General features: G+C 61.0%; 12 protein-coding genes. All 12 read left to right on the top strand.

Annotated elements, in window-relative coordinates; all coding sequences use genetic code 11:
- Positions 1–157: 157 nt before the first annotated feature.
- The 12 genes from BVU99_RS02965 (at position 158) to tssH (ending at position 13,014) form a co-directional block, all read left to right on the top strand.
- The gene (locus BVU99_RS02965; protein WP_004961372.1) at positions 158–640 is read left to right on the top strand and encodes a type VI secretion system tube protein Hcp; all 483 of its coding nucleotides are present in this window, start codon (positions 158–160) and stop codon (positions 638–640) included.
- A gap of 54 nt (positions 641–694) precedes the next feature.
- A complete protein-coding gene (locus BVU99_RS02960) occupies positions 695–1,171 on the top strand; it encodes a type VI secretion system amidase effector protein Tae4 (protein WP_072271555.1) in 477 nt (158 codons plus the stop codon).
- A gap of 20 nt (positions 1,172–1,191) precedes the next feature.
- Positions 1,192–1,530 (top strand): T6SS amidase immunity protein Tai4 family protein, encoded by a 339-nt coding sequence (locus BVU99_RS02955; RefSeq protein WP_227255705.1) that lies wholly within the window; start codon positions 1,192–1,194, stop codon positions 1,528–1,530.
- A gap of 69 nt (positions 1,531–1,599) precedes the next feature.
- Entirely contained in the window at positions 1,600–1,935 is a 336-nt protein-coding gene (locus BVU99_RS02950; protein ID WP_227255704.1) for a T6SS amidase immunity protein Tai4 family protein, read from the top strand.
- A gap of 473 nt (positions 1,936–2,408) precedes the next feature.
- Positions 2,409–4,142, top strand: a complete 1,734-nt coding sequence (tagH, locus tag BVU99_RS02945; RefSeq protein ID WP_099817131.1) for a type VI secretion system-associated FHA domain protein TagH — start codon at positions 2,409–2,411, stop codon at positions 4,140–4,142.
- A complete protein-coding gene (locus BVU99_RS02940) occupies positions 4,142–4,915 on the top strand; it encodes a protein phosphatase 2C domain-containing protein (RefSeq protein ID WP_025303297.1) in 774 nt (257 codons plus the stop codon). Before tagH ends, BVU99_RS02940 begins: the two co-directional genes overlap by 1 nt.
- A gap of 28 nt (positions 4,916–4,943) precedes the next feature.
- A complete protein-coding gene (locus tag BVU99_RS02935) occupies positions 4,944–5,930 on the top strand; it encodes a type VI secretion system-associated protein (protein ID WP_099817130.1) in 987 nt (328 codons plus the stop codon).
- A 15-nt stretch (positions 5,931–5,945) separates the two neighbouring features.
- On the top strand, positions 5,946–6,767 hold the full coding sequence (locus BVU99_RS02930) for a type VI secretion system accessory protein TagJ (protein WP_025303299.1): 822 nt from the start codon (positions 5,946–5,948) through the stop codon (positions 6,765–6,767).
- 2 nt (positions 6,768–6,769) lie between these two features.
- Positions 6,770–7,345 (top strand): GPW/gp25 family protein, encoded by a 576-nt coding sequence (locus BVU99_RS02925; protein WP_043138711.1) that lies wholly within the window; start codon positions 6,770–6,772, stop codon positions 7,343–7,345.
- A 4-nt stretch (positions 7,346–7,349) separates the two neighbouring features.
- The gene (tssF, locus tag BVU99_RS02920; protein ID WP_049206012.1) at positions 7,350–9,236 is read left to right on the top strand and encodes a type VI secretion system baseplate subunit TssF; all 1,887 of its coding nucleotides are present in this window, start codon (positions 7,350–7,352) and stop codon (positions 9,234–9,236) included.
- Positions 9,233–10,303 (top strand): type VI secretion system baseplate subunit TssG, encoded by a 1,071-nt coding sequence (gene tssG / locus BVU99_RS02915; protein ID WP_049206010.1) that lies wholly within the window; start codon positions 9,233–9,235, stop codon positions 10,301–10,303. The genes tssF and tssG overlap by 4 nt, the downstream gene beginning before the upstream one ends.
- 56 nt (positions 10,304–10,359) lie before the next feature.
- A complete protein-coding gene (gene tssH, locus BVU99_RS02910; RefSeq protein WP_043138717.1) occupies positions 10,360–13,014 on the top strand; it encodes a type VI secretion system ATPase TssH in 2,655 nt (884 codons plus the stop codon).
- Positions 13,015–13,038: the final 24 nt, after the last annotated feature.

Raw genomic sequence — 13,038 nt, 5'->3', positions numbered from 1 at the left:
AACCCGTACCGATAGTTTTCGGTATTTAAGAAGGTGCATGGCACAAGGATATAAATTGGTAATGCATTACCACACTTGCAATTCCTGCTGCTATTACCTGAGTTTTTCAACGTAACGTTAATACTACTGTTAACCCTTAATAAAGAGTGAAGAAACTATGGCTATTGATATGTTCCTGAAAGTTGAAGGTGCCAGCGGCGAATCCAAAGATTCGAATCACAAAGGCTGGACCGACATTACTTCTTTCTCCTGGGGCGCTTCTCAACCGGGCAATATGGGCGTTGGCGGCGGCGGTGGCGCCGGCAAAGTGTGCTTCAACGATCTGCACGTTAACGCGCTGGTCGACAAGTCAACCCCGGCGCTGCTGAAGCACTGCTCCAGCGGTAAGCACCTGACCAAGGTTGAGTTGTCTGTCTGCAAGGCGGGCGGTACTCAGGTTGAGTACGTTAAAATCACCCTGGACGACGTGCTGGTCACCGCCGTGCAGTACACCGGCGCAGGCGGCGAAGACACCGTGGGCGTCACCTACTCCTTCCAGGCGGCGAAAGTGAAACAGCAATACTGGGAGCAGAGCGACAAAGGCGGCAAAGGCGCCGAAAGCAGCGCAGGTTGGAACATCAAGGAAAACCGCGAAGCTTAATCTTCCCACACAGATGCCCCGACTTAGGGGCATCTATCAACAGAGGACGTTATAATGAGTCGCCCTTCATTCCAACAAGCGTGGCAACGATTTAGCGAAATCAACGTAGATATTACTGACGTTGGCAAAAAGATAGGTGGAAATGTAGGTCTTAACATTGAGCTTGGCGTCAATGACCCATTGCAAGGATTCACCAATGCCTGCGCAATACGCATGAGTTACACGCTCAATTATTCTGGTTTTAAAGTTGAACGAGGAGCATGGAAGACCGTTTCAGGCAAAGATAAAAATTGGTACATTTATCGCGTCAGAGATATTATTAACTTTTTGAATTATAAGTTCGGCAAACCTGATAAAACGATTAAAAACCCTACCCCTAGTGATTTTTCAAAAGACAAAGGGATATTGGTTTTCACTGTTCCAGGATGGAATGATGCCAGCGGACACGCAACATTATGGAACGGTACAACCTGCTCAGATCATTGTTACTTTCCAAAATCCAGCGAGGCATCTATATGGTTACTAAAATAAAATCCCTGTGTGTTGCAAGCATGATATTTTTGGGATGTATTCAATCGGCTCAAGCCAAAGAAACCTATACCCCCGAAGAGTACCTCAAAAACTACGCGCTTAGCGTTTGCATCGCCGAGGGATATTCAGCAAAAGAAGTCAAAAACGATGCCGCCGCCGCCGCTCGGGGTTACACGGAATTCGGCGATTATTCTCTGGAAGCGCATACCGCCGTCAGGGCGCTGGCAAAAGAATTTCTGGCAAAGCCCTATGACAGTATGTCAGGGGAGCCGATGACGATGGCCAAGTGCATCGATCTTGTACACAGCCAAGAGCTGCAAGCCATCATCAAGAAATACCAAGGAAAAGACGACAACTGATATCAGAGTTGCTCAAACGACGGCTCATATCAAAGGTTATCTCGGATGAGAAGATACACGTACTTTTTAATGTCTCTGCTGCTCGGAAGCCATGTAGTCCTTGCTGAAAACTCGCTCAATGCTTTATCGCAAGAGGCACTATATAAAAATTGGTTAACCAGCCGCTGCATTGGGAAGTCCACTGACTCAGAAAGAACCAAGCAAGACGCCTTCCGTTCCGCTTCCGCCTATTTAGAATTGAGTAAACTGCCGATGGATGCATTTGAACAAGGTGAAAAACTGGCTGAACAGTACGCAAATAAAAATAGCCAAGGCTCAGTTCAAGGGACTTACCATACTTTAGATTGTCTTTCACTGCAGAACGCCAGTGAAGCTGAAACCATTTTTGAACGTTACTCTAAGTAATAGTCAGGATTGTGAATCCAATTTCATAAAGTTATCAACTCAAGAGAATTAAAACTTATTGATTATTAACATGACTCCAGACGTCACGCTATCAACTTACTCATATGGATTCTTACCTTCCTATTTTTCATTGTCACTCATAACTTTAGTGGCATTATATTACTTAAAAAAATTATCGGCTCGCAAACACAATTATCCATTTTTTGTTTTCAACTGTCTCATTGTAGTTGTCATGGGCGTCATACAGCTCTCAATTTTTGCATACGGGAATGATTTTCTTAATCTCTTCTACCCACTAGGCAACTATGACTCTATACACTATGGCAGTTTGATATTCACCTTTATCTACTTAACTCAACTACCAAAAAACACCTATTACAAAAAAGAACAGAATAGAAGTTAGCCATCAGATTAGATGACTAAATCAACATACGCCCAAAGCAGTCTAAAATCCCCATCAGCAGGAATGCCTTATGCGATTTTCCATTGTAAAAAATAAAAGCGGCCAGGTTCCGCCGCAGAGCAGTTGCGATTTTCTGCCGCCGGGCGGCACCATCGGCCGCAGCGTGGACAACAACCTGGTGCTGCCGGACGAAGAGCGCGCCATTTCCCGCCTGCAGGCGATCGTGCACATTTCCGCTGACGGCGAATGCCGCATCACCAATCGCGGCAACGTTACCCGCGTGCTGCTGAACGACATTCCGCTGGAACGTGGCCGCCAGGTTGAACTGCAGGACGGCGACGTGCTCGGCATCGACGATTACCAGATTGAAGTCAGCGCGCTGCAACAGCACGCCGCGCCGCAGGCTCAACCGGTGGCCAAGGCCGTTGCCGCGGCTGCGGCCCCCGCAGCCGCCGCCAAAGAAAAATCCGCCGCGCCGATCCCCAACGAAATCTGGGACAGCCTGGTGGAAGAATTTACGCCGAACGCGCCGGCCGCCGTCATACCGCCGCCGATCACCAATCCGGACAATCATCCGCTGCTGGAGACCCCCGCTCGCGAGCTGAACCCGGCCGATCCGCTGGCGCAGCTGGCGGGCGAGGTCGATCTGCGCCAGCTGCAGCAGCAACAAACCGATCCGGCGGCGCTGTTCAACACCGACACCACCTTTGAGCGCGAACACATTCTGGCCGACACCACCCCCAGCGCGCTGCTGGCGGAGCAGGCTGCGCCGACGCGCCCGGCTCCCCCCGTCCAGAATGCGCAGCAACCGGAGCAAGAGCTGGATCCGCTGGCGCTGTTCGGCGGTTCATCCGCGCCCGCTTCGCCAGAGACGTTAAACAGCAACGATCCGCTGGGGCTGCTGATGGGCGGCGCCGTGCCGCTGGCTCAGCCGGAGGAAACGGTACAGCCGCCGTCCCCGCCGCCAGCACCGGCGCCGATCGCCGCACAACCGGCGGCGCCGCGCCCACAGCCGACGCCGCCGCCCGTGCAGACGCCTGAGCCACAGCCCCAACCTGCGCCGCAGTTCAGCCAGCAGGAACCGCCTGCACAGCCGCCGCGCCCGCGCCAGGGCAACCGCCTGGGCATCGATCCAGTTGCCTACCAGTCCGCTCAGCGGCAGCACGCCGCCGCGCCGAGTGGCGACGCATTGGAAGGGCCGTTGCTGGCGGCGCTGCTGCAAGGCATCGGTCTCGACGATCTGCAACCGCAGCCGCACTTTGACGAACAACAGATCCGCCAGGCCGGTCGCCTGCTGAGCCTGTTCTCGCAAGGCACCGTCGCCCTGCTCTCATCCCGCTCGATCCTCAAGCGCGGCGTGAAGGCCGAGATGACCATGATCCTCGACGAAGCCAACAACCCGTTCAAGCTGCTGCCTTCGGGAAAAACGGTGCTGATGCAGATGTTCGGCAGCCAGATGCCAGGTTTTATGCCGCCGGAACAGGCGGTGCGCGATGCGTTGATCGACCTGCAGGCGCACCAGTTGGGGATGATCGCCGGTATTCGCGCCATCATCGCCGCCATGCTGCAGTCGTTCAACCCGGAGCGCCTCGAAGAGGAAGCGCGCAAGGAAGGCGTGGCGCCGCGCCTGTCGCTGCCCGCCAACCGCAAGGCCGCGCTGTGGGACTACTTCGTGAAGAACTATCAGCAAACCTCCGGCGAGATCGAGGACGATTTCCACACCCTGTTCGGCGAAGCCTTCCTGCACGCCTATGACGTTGAAGTGAATCAATACAAAGACTCACAGACCAAACCGGACGCGTAATGAATATCACCATAGCCTCTACCTCCAACCAGGGCGGCCGCGCCTCCAACCAGGATCAGACCGGCGAGGTGCTCGGCAACCGCGCCGCCTGCTTCGTGGTGTGCGACGGCATCGCCGGTTTTCCGGGCGGCGATATCGCCGCCAAACTGGCACGCGACACCATTTTGCAAAACTTCGACGGCGAAAAGCACCTGAACGCCCAGAGCATTCGTCAGCACATCACCAGCGCCAACGCCGCCATCCACCAGCAGCAGCGGCAGTCGGACGAATACAGCAAGATGGGCACCACGCTGGTCAGTCTGTTTATCGATCGCGATTACCAGCTGGCCTACTGGGCGCACGCCGGCGACAGCCGCCTGTACCTGTTCCGCCGCGGCTACCTGCATACCGTCACCACCGACCACAGCCTGATCCAACAGATGCAGGACGCCGGCTACCAGACCAACGGCATCAACAGCAACCTGCTGTATTTCGCGCTGGGGCTCAACGAAGAGCGCGACGCCACCTACAGCGACGTGCTGCAGCTGGAAGACGGCGACGTTTTCCTGCTGTGCACCGACGGCTTCTGGCACAGCTTCAGCCAGGCCGAACTGGAACAGTCGCTGCATATGGTCAACTCCCCCAGCGAGTGGATCGCCCTGATGCAGCAGGCATGGAAGAAAAACAATAACAGCGATAACTACAGCGCTATCGCCGTCTGGATTGGCTCACCGCAGGAAACCACCCTGCTGCATTCGCTGGCGGATGCGGAGCGGTTTCTGAGCCGCGACTGAGCAGCGCACATTCACAGCAAGGTTCACTATGAAATATTGGATGCCGGGGCTCGTCGCCCTGATGGCGGTGCCGACCGCGCAGGCGATGAACTATCGCCTGGTTTACTCCCCCAGCCAGAAGCTGGAAGTGTTTATCGATGACGTCAAAAACAGCAATCCGGCAAGCTGGTGCGGCAAGAGCATCCCGCTGCGCATCGTCTCGGCGCAAAGCCAGGATCCGGCGGTGCTGAACGACTTCCTGCCGCGCGTCGGCAATCTGTTGGAAAAGCAGTGCCCGAAAGCCGGCCACCTGCCCTGGACGCTGACCGACAAGCGCGGTGAGAAGCTGGCCAGCGGCGAAGCCGCCAAAGCGCGCGGCTGGAAACCGGTGGTCAAACAGGAGGCCGTCGAGCAGCCGGAAACCCCGCCGCAGCCGGCTATCCCTGCTGCAGTGGCCGTGACTTCTCCGCAGGCGGACACCGCGCCGCCTCAGCGTTTCAGCCTGCCGCAGGGCTGCCACTTCCGCACCTTCTGGGGTGACGAAGCCAACGGCGGCGCGCTATTCATTCCCGCTGGTGAGGCGCTGCGCTGCGGCGAGGACGGCTGGCTGCAGGGCAGCGGCGCGGTCACGCTGCAACAGGGCGGCCAAACCCTCTCGCCGACGCTGTGGTTCCTGCAAGGTTACCCGCTGGCGAAGGTGAACGGCGGCGATCGCGCGCTGACCGTCGTCAGCGCCAACGCCCAACGGCTGGTTTTGGGCGGCAACCCGCAGGCGCCGGGCAGCTTCCTGCTGCTGAGCTTCGAACCGAAGCTGCACGCCTGGGCGTTCAACGGTGAAGCGATCGTTGAAATGCCGCGCGTCGATGCCGCCGACGAGAACAAGGTCAAACAGCGCGTACAGCAGGCGCAAACCGCCTGGCAGCCGCTGCTAAGCGCCCCCGCCTCGCTGACCTTCAAGCTGGTGGAAAAGCTGGCCGCAGACCGCGTCGATCCTGCCAGCGGCAGCTACCTGTCGGTTAACGGCGCCACTCACTGATTATAAGGAAAGCCTGTGAAATCATTAGCAAGCATGCTGCAAGGCCAGTCGATCGCCGCGGCCATCACCGCCGTCGAAAACGATATCAAGGCGAAACCGGCGGATGCCGACCTGCGCGCTGCGCTGGTGCAACTGCTGTGCCTGAGCGGCAACTGGACGCGCGCCAACGCGCAGCTGAAATCCTGGCAGGCGCTGAAACCGATCGCTCAACCGACCACGCTGCTGCTGATGCAGTCGGTCAACGCCGAGCTGCAACGCCAGGCGGTGTTTGCCGGCGCGGCCGCGCCGGCTCTGCTGCGGCAGGATCAGCCCTGGCTGCAACTGCTGGTGCAGGCGCTGCATCAGGATGCGCAAGGGGCGGCCGAACAGGCCCAGGCGCTGCGTGACGAAGCGCTGGAGGCCGCACCGGCCGGCGCCGGGCAGTTAACGCTGGCCGAAGGGGACCAAGAGCGGCAGCTGAGTTTCGACTGGCTGACCGACGGTGACGGCCGCCTCGGGCCGGTATGCGAGCTGGCGCTGAACGGCGTTTACTACTGGCTGCCGTTCGCCGATATCGCCGCGATCCAGTTCCAGGCGCCGCAGAGCGCCATCGATCTGGTGTGGAGCCATGCACTGGTGCGTCTGACCGACGGCCGCGAACAGGTATGCCAACTGCCCGCCCGTTACCCGCTGGCCGAAGGCAGCGACGACGCGCTGCTGCTGGGCAAACGCACCGAATGGCAACCGCTGGGCGACGGCACCCACTATGCGGGGCTGGGCCTGAAGACCTGGCTCAGCGAAAGCGACGAATTCCCACTGCACAGCCTGCGGCAGCTGAGCTTCGACGCGAGCGCCTGAACATGAACGATAAACGCCCACCCCACTACGACGGCGGCGATCTGCGCCGCCAGGGCTATCGCAATCGTCAGGACAGCGAGCGCCTGACGTCGCGCGACAAAATGCAGCCGGTGCTGCTCGACATGCTGACCGACGACGAACCGCAGAAAAAACAGGAGGCGCAGGTGCGCAACCTGGTGTCGCACAGCGAGCTGCGCCGCCGGGTATTGCGCGATTTGCAGTGGCTGTTCAACTGCGTCAACAGCGAATCCAATCTGGATCTCGGCGATTTTCCACAGGTGCGGCGCTCCACCCTGAATTACGGCATCGCCTCGCTGGCGGGCAAGCGCATGTCGGACATCGAATGGCTGGACATTCAGCGCGCGCTGACCGATTCCATCCTCCATTTCGAACCGCGCATTCTGCCCGAAGGACTGCAGGTGCGCTGCATCTCGGACACCGGCTCGCTGGAGCTGCACAACGTGCTGTCGATCGAAATCAAGGGCCGCCTGTGGTGCGTGCCCTATCCGCTGGAGTTTCTGTTCCGTACCGACGTGGATCTGGAAAACGGCCACTTCGATCTGAAAGACATAGGGTAAGGCGATGGACAGTAAACTGTTAGATTATTACAACCGCGAGCTGGCCTATCTGCGTGAGATGGGCGCCGAGTTCGCCGAACAGTACCCGAAGGTCGCGGGCCGTCTCGGCATGCGCGGCATCGACGTGGCGGACCCTTATATCGAGCGCCTGATGGAGGGCTTCGCCTTCCTCACCTCGCGCGTGCAGCTGAAAATGGACGCCGAGTTCCCGCGCTTTTCTCAGCGCTTGCTGGAGATCATCTACCCCAATTACCTGTCGCCGACGCCGTCGATGGCGATCGCCGAGCTGCAGCCGGACAGCAGCAAAGGCGACATCAGCAACGGCTTCGTGGTGCCGCGCGGCACCATGATGGACAGCCAGACGCTGAAGAAAAGCGGCATCACCTGCAGCTACACCACCGCCCATGACGTCACGCTGCAGCCGGTGCGCATCGCCGGCGTCGAGCTGGGCGGCATTCCGGCCGATATCCCGCTGGCCTCGCTGGGACTGCAGCACAGCGGCTGCGTCAGCGCGCTGCGCATTCGTCTCGAGTGCTACGAAAGCGTGACGCTCAACAACCTGCAGCTGGATCAATTGATGTTTTACCTGGCCGGGCCGGACATGCAGGCGCAGCAGCTGCTGGAACTGCTGATGCAGCACAGCGTCGGGCTTGTCTGCCAAACGGTGGAGGCGCAACCGCAGCGGCGGGCGCTGGCGCTGGACGGGCTGCGGCAGGAGGGCTTCGCCGCCGAGCAGGCGCTGCTGCCCAACGACCTGCGCAACTTTGAAGGCTACCGGCTGCTGCAGGAGTATTTCGCCTTCCCGGCGCGCTTCCAGTTTTTCAGCGTCAACGGCCTGCGTCCGCTGCTGCAGAGCGTGCGCGAAGGGAAAAAAGCGCTGCGCCAGTTCGAGATCGTGGTGCTGCTGGATCGGCACGACGCCGCGCTGGAACGGGTGGTCGACGTTGCCCATTTGGCGCTGCACTGTACGCCGGTGATCAACCTGTTTCCGAAGATCGCCGAACGCATCGCGATCAACGAAAAAAACCACGAATACCATCTGGTGGTCGACAATATCCGGCCGCTGGATTACGAAGTGTTCTCGGTGCAGCGGCTCGGCGGCAGCGCCAGCGAAAAACGCTACGAGCAAGAGTTTCGGCCGTTTTACAGCACCCTGAGCGCGGACGACGGCAACTATGGCGCCTACTTCTCGCTGCGGCGCGAACAGCGCACGCTCTCGGAGCACGCCCGCCGCTATGGCACCCGCACCGGCTATGCCGGATCGGAAGTGTTCGTATCGCTGGTGGACGAACGGCAATCGCCGTGGCACAGCGATCTGAAATACCTCACCGCCGACGTATTGTGCACCAGCCGCGACCTGCCGTTGATGTTGCTGCAGCAAGATCAGGGCAACTTCGTGATGCCCGACTCGATCCCGATCAAGCAGGTCTCGCTGCGCAAAGGCCCCACCCCGCCGCGCCCGGCGCTGGCCGAAGGGATGATCACCTGGCGGCTGATCAGCCAGCTGCAGCTGAACTACCTCAGCATGATGGACGGCGATCCGGAACAGGGTGCCGCCAGCCTGCGCCAGCTGCTGGGGCTGTACGGCAACCTGAGCGAACCGGCGATCGCCAAACAAATTCAGGGCGTGCGCCACTGTAACCTGCGGCCGGTCTATCGGCGAGTGCCTGAACCCGGCCCCATCGTGTTCGCGCGCGGCATCGCCATCGATCTGACGGTCGATGAGCAGGCGTTCTCGGGCAACAGCCCTTACCTGCTCGGCAGCGTGCTGGAGCGCCTGTTCTCGCGCCTGGTGGCGATGAACACCTTCACCGAGATGACGCTCTCCAGCCAGCAACGCGGCGAAATCGCCCACTGGCAGGCGCGCATGGGCAAAAGGACGCTGATATGAACGCGGAGATGATCGCCACCGAACTGGCGCCGCCGCAGATCAACGCGCTGTATCGCCTGCCGGACGACTTTTGGCCGCGGCTGCGCAGCGCGCCTTACAAGCACGATCTGTTTCAGCTGCTGCGCCGCATCGACGCCCAGGGCGGCCAGCCCTACCTGCTGGGACGCGCGCCGCTGCCGCGCCACGAGATGCTGCGCCTGGGGCAGGAACCTTCGCTGTCGTTCGCACCCTCCACGCTGGCGCAGGTGACGCCGCGCGCCAACAGCCCGCTGCACGACGTTTCGATCTTCAGTTTCGGTCTGTTCGGCCCCAACGGGCCGCTGCCGCTGCACCTGACCGAATACGTGCGCGAACGGGTGTATCACCATCAGGACACCACCCTGCTGGCGTTCACCAATCTGTTCCATCACCGGCTGACGCTGCTGTTTTACCGCGCCTGGGCCGACGCGCAACCGACGGTATCGCTGGATCGCCCGGACAACCGGCGCTTCGACGAGTACCTGTCGAGCCTGATCGGCCTCGGCCAGCCGGCGCAGCAGGAACGCGACAGCATCAACGCCCACGCTAAACATTTTATGGCCGGTCATCTGATTCGCCACAGCCGCGATCCGGAAGGCCTGAGCAAGATTTTGCAGCAGTATTTCAAGGTGCCGGTGCGCATCGTCGAGAACGTGCCGCACTGGCTGCGGGTAGAACCGCGCGAGCAGGCGCGGCTCAAGGCCGGACGCGGCGCGCCACGGCTAGGCGAGTCGGCTTTTCTCGGCATCGCGGTGCGGGATATCCAGCACAAGTTCCGCATCGAGCTGGGGCCGATGCCGCAGCGGGACTATGACCGCTTTCTGCCCGGCGCCGATCTGTGCCGGCAACTGCGCGACTGGGTGCGCCAATACCTGGGCATCGAGTTCGTCTGGGAAGTGCGCCTGATCCTGGCGAAGGAACAGGCGCACGGCATCCAGCTCGGCGGCGCGCAGCGGTTGGGCCTGAGCAGTTGGCTGGCCGACCATCGGCGACAGCGCGATCTCGACGATCTGATCTTCAGCCCTGAACCGCTGGAAAACCCGTTCTGACCCTATTTCGGCCGGCGCCCTGCGGCGCCAGGCCACTCTGAGACCTGAGGAAAACCATGTCTGAAATCAGCCGCTCGGTATTATTTGGCAAACTGGATAGCCTGTTATTCACCTCTCTGGAAAGTGCGACGGCGTTTTGCAAGCTGCGCGGTAACCCCTACGTCGAACTGGCGCACTGGCTGCATCAGCTGATGCAATCGCCGGACGGCGATCTGCAGCAAATCGTTCGCCACTTCGCGCTGGACGAGGCGCAATTGGCGCGCGACATCGTCGAGGCGCTCGATCGCCTGCCGCGCGGCGCCAGCGCCATTTCCGATCTGTCCGAGCACATCGACAGCGCGGTAGAACGCGCCTGGGTCTATGGCTCATTGAAATTCGGCGCGGCGCGCATCCGCGGCGGCCACCTGCTGCTCGGTATCCTGAAAACCTACAGCCTGCGCCATCTGCTGAAGGCCATTTCCCCGCAGTTCGAGCGCATCAACGCCGATCTGTTGATGGATCAGTTCGCCGCCATCACCGCTCACTCGGCGGAAAACGCCCAGGATGCGCCGGCGGAAAGCGGCGCCGAGAACGTATCCGGCGCGCCGCGCAGCGGTGAAAGCGTGCTGGCGCAGTATGCCCAGGATCTGACCGCCAGAGCGCGCAACGGCGAGATCGACCCGGTGGCCGGCCGCGATGAGGAAATCCGGCAAATCATCGATATCCTGATGCGCCGCCGCCAGAACAACCCGCTGCTGACCGGCGAGGCCGGCGTCGGCAAAACCGCGGTGGTGGAAGGCCTGGCGCTGCGCATCGTGGCCGGCGACGTACCGCCACAGCTGCGCGACGTGAAACTGTGCCTGTTGGACATCGGCATGCTGCAGGCCGGCGCCGGCGTCAAAGGCGAGTTTGAAAAACGGCTGCAGGCGGTGATCGACGAAGTGCAGTCCAGCCCGACGCCGATCATCCTGTTTATCGACGAAATTCACACCCTGATCGGCGCCGGCGGCACCCAGGGCACCGGCGACGCCGCCAACCTGCTGAAACCGGCGCTGGCGCGTGGCCAACTGCGCACTGTCGGCGCCACCACCTGGTCGGAATACAAGAAATACATCGAGAAAGACCCAGCGCTCACCCGCCGTTTCCAGGTGGTGCAGGTGCACGAGCCAAGCGAAGACAAGGCGCTGCTGATGCTGCGCAGCACCGTCAGTCCGCTGGAACAACACCACCGCGTGCTGCTGCTGGATGAAGCGGTGGACGCCGCGGTGCGGCTGTCGCATCGCTATATTCCTGCCCGCCAGCTGCCGGACAAAGCGGTGGCGCTGTTGGATACCGCCTGCGCGCGCGTGGCGGTCAGCCAACACGCCGAGCCTGCCCAGGTCGAAGACTGCCGCCACCGCATCGATGCGCTGCAAATAGAGTTGGATATCGCCCGCCGCGAGGCCAAAGTCGGCATTGGCGATCCCCTGCGCCCGCAGGAAATTGAAACCCAGCTGACCGCGCTGCGCCAGGCGCTGGAACAGCTGACCGACCGCTGGCAGCAGGAGCTGGCGCTGATCCAAGAGATCATCACGCTACGCGCCCAGTTGCACCAGCAGGAAGCGGAGCCTACCGGCGAAGAAACAGAGGCGGCCCCTGACGCCGACGCGCTGCGCGCCCAGCTGGGCGAACTTCAGCAGCAGCTGAGCGCGCTGCAGGGCGAAGCGCCGCTGATCTTCGCCGCCGTCGACGCCAACATCGTGGCGGCGGTAGTGGCCGACTGGACCGGCATCCCGCTGGGCCGCATGGTGAAAAACGAGATTGAGGCGGTGCTGCAGCTCTCCGACACCCTGAACCAGCGTGTGATCGGCCAACGCCATGCGCTGGATCTGATCGCCCGCCGGGTGCGCACTTCGCGGGCGCGGCTGGACGATCCGAACAAGCCGGTCGGGGTGTTCCTGCTGGCCGGGCCGTCCGGCGTCGGCAAGACCGAAACCGCGCTGGCGCTGGCGGAAACCCTGTACGGCGGCGAGCAGAACGTCATCACCATCAACATGAGCGAATTCCAGGAGTCGCACACCGTTTCGACGCTCAAAGGCGCGCCCCCCGGCTATGTCGGCTACGGCGAAGGCGGCGTGCTGACCGAGGCGGTGCGCCGCCGCCCTTACAGCGTGGTGCTGTTGGACGAAATCGAGAAGGCGCACCCGGACGTGCATGAGATCTTCTTCCAGGTGTTCGACAAGGGCTGGATGGAGGACGGCGAAGGCCGCCATATCGATTTCCGCAACACCATTATCATCCTGACCTCCAACGTCGGCACCGATCTGATCGCCGGGCTGTGCAGCGATCCGGAGCTGCTGCCGGAGCCGGAGGCGCTGAGCGGCGCGCTGCGCCAGCCGCTGCTGTCGGTGTTCCCGGCCGCCTTGCTCGGCCGCCTGCTGGTGGTGCCGTATTACCCGCTGACCGACGCCACGCTGGGCAACATCGTGCGCCTGCAGCTGGGGCGCATCCAGCGTCGCCTGGCGGAGAATCACGACATCGTCTGCACCTTCGACGACGCGGTCATCGAGCAGATCGTCAGCCGCTGCACCGAGGTGGAGTCCGGTGGCCGCATGGTCGACGCCATCCTGACCAACACCCTGCTGCCGCAGATCAGCCACACCCTGCTGACAGGCAGCGCCAACGACCAGCGCTATCGCCAGCTGCATATCGCGCTGCAGAACCACGAATTCATTTGTCAATTTCAGGCATAACGCCGCGGCCGCCGAGACGGCGGC

Origin of the sequence: Serratia sp. OLAL2, from assembly GCF_002752475.1 — a bacterium.
GTDB lineage: Bacteria > Pseudomonadota > Gammaproteobacteria > Enterobacterales > Enterobacteriaceae > Serratia > Serratia bockelmannii.
Note: the sequence above shows the minus strand (reverse complement) of the source record. Positions and strands in the feature narration are given on the sequence as shown.

Excerpts from the sequence above, each read along its gene's own strand:
- BVU99_RS02960 (WP_072271555.1), top strand. The coding sequence starts at position 695 with ATGAGTCGCCCTTCATTCCAACAAGCGTGGCAACGATTTAGCGAAATC.
- BVU99_RS02955 (WP_227255705.1), top strand. The coding sequence starts at position 1,192 with ATGATATTTTTGGGATGTATTCAATCGGCTCAAGCCAAAGAAACCTAT.
- tssG (WP_049206010.1), top strand. The coding sequence starts at position 9,233 with ATGAACGCGGAGATGATCGCCACCGAACTGGCGCCGCCGCAGATCAAC.
- BVU99_RS02940 (WP_025303297.1), top strand. The coding sequence starts at position 4,142 with ATGAATATCACCATAGCCTCTACCTCCAACCAGGGCGGCCGCGCCTCC.
- tagH (WP_099817131.1), top strand. The coding sequence starts at position 2,409 with ATGCGATTTTCCATTGTAAAAAATAAAAGCGGCCAGGTTCCGCCGCAG.
- BVU99_RS02925 (WP_043138711.1), top strand. The coding sequence starts at position 6,770 with ATGAACGATAAACGCCCACCCCACTACGACGGCGGCGATCTGCGCCGC.
- tssF (WP_049206012.1), top strand. The coding sequence starts at position 7,350 with ATGGACAGTAAACTGTTAGATTATTACAACCGCGAGCTGGCCTATCTG.
- tssH (WP_043138717.1), top strand. The coding sequence starts at position 10,360 with ATGTCTGAAATCAGCCGCTCGGTATTATTTGGCAAACTGGATAGCCTG.
- BVU99_RS02965 (WP_004961372.1), top strand. The coding sequence starts at position 158 with ATGGCTATTGATATGTTCCTGAAAGTTGAAGGTGCCAGCGGCGAATCC.
- BVU99_RS02935 (WP_099817130.1), top strand. The coding sequence starts at position 4,944 with ATGAAATATTGGATGCCGGGGCTCGTCGCCCTGATGGCGGTGCCGACC.
- BVU99_RS02950 (WP_227255704.1), top strand. The coding sequence starts at position 1,600 with ATGTCTCTGCTGCTCGGAAGCCATGTAGTCCTTGCTGAAAACTCGCTC.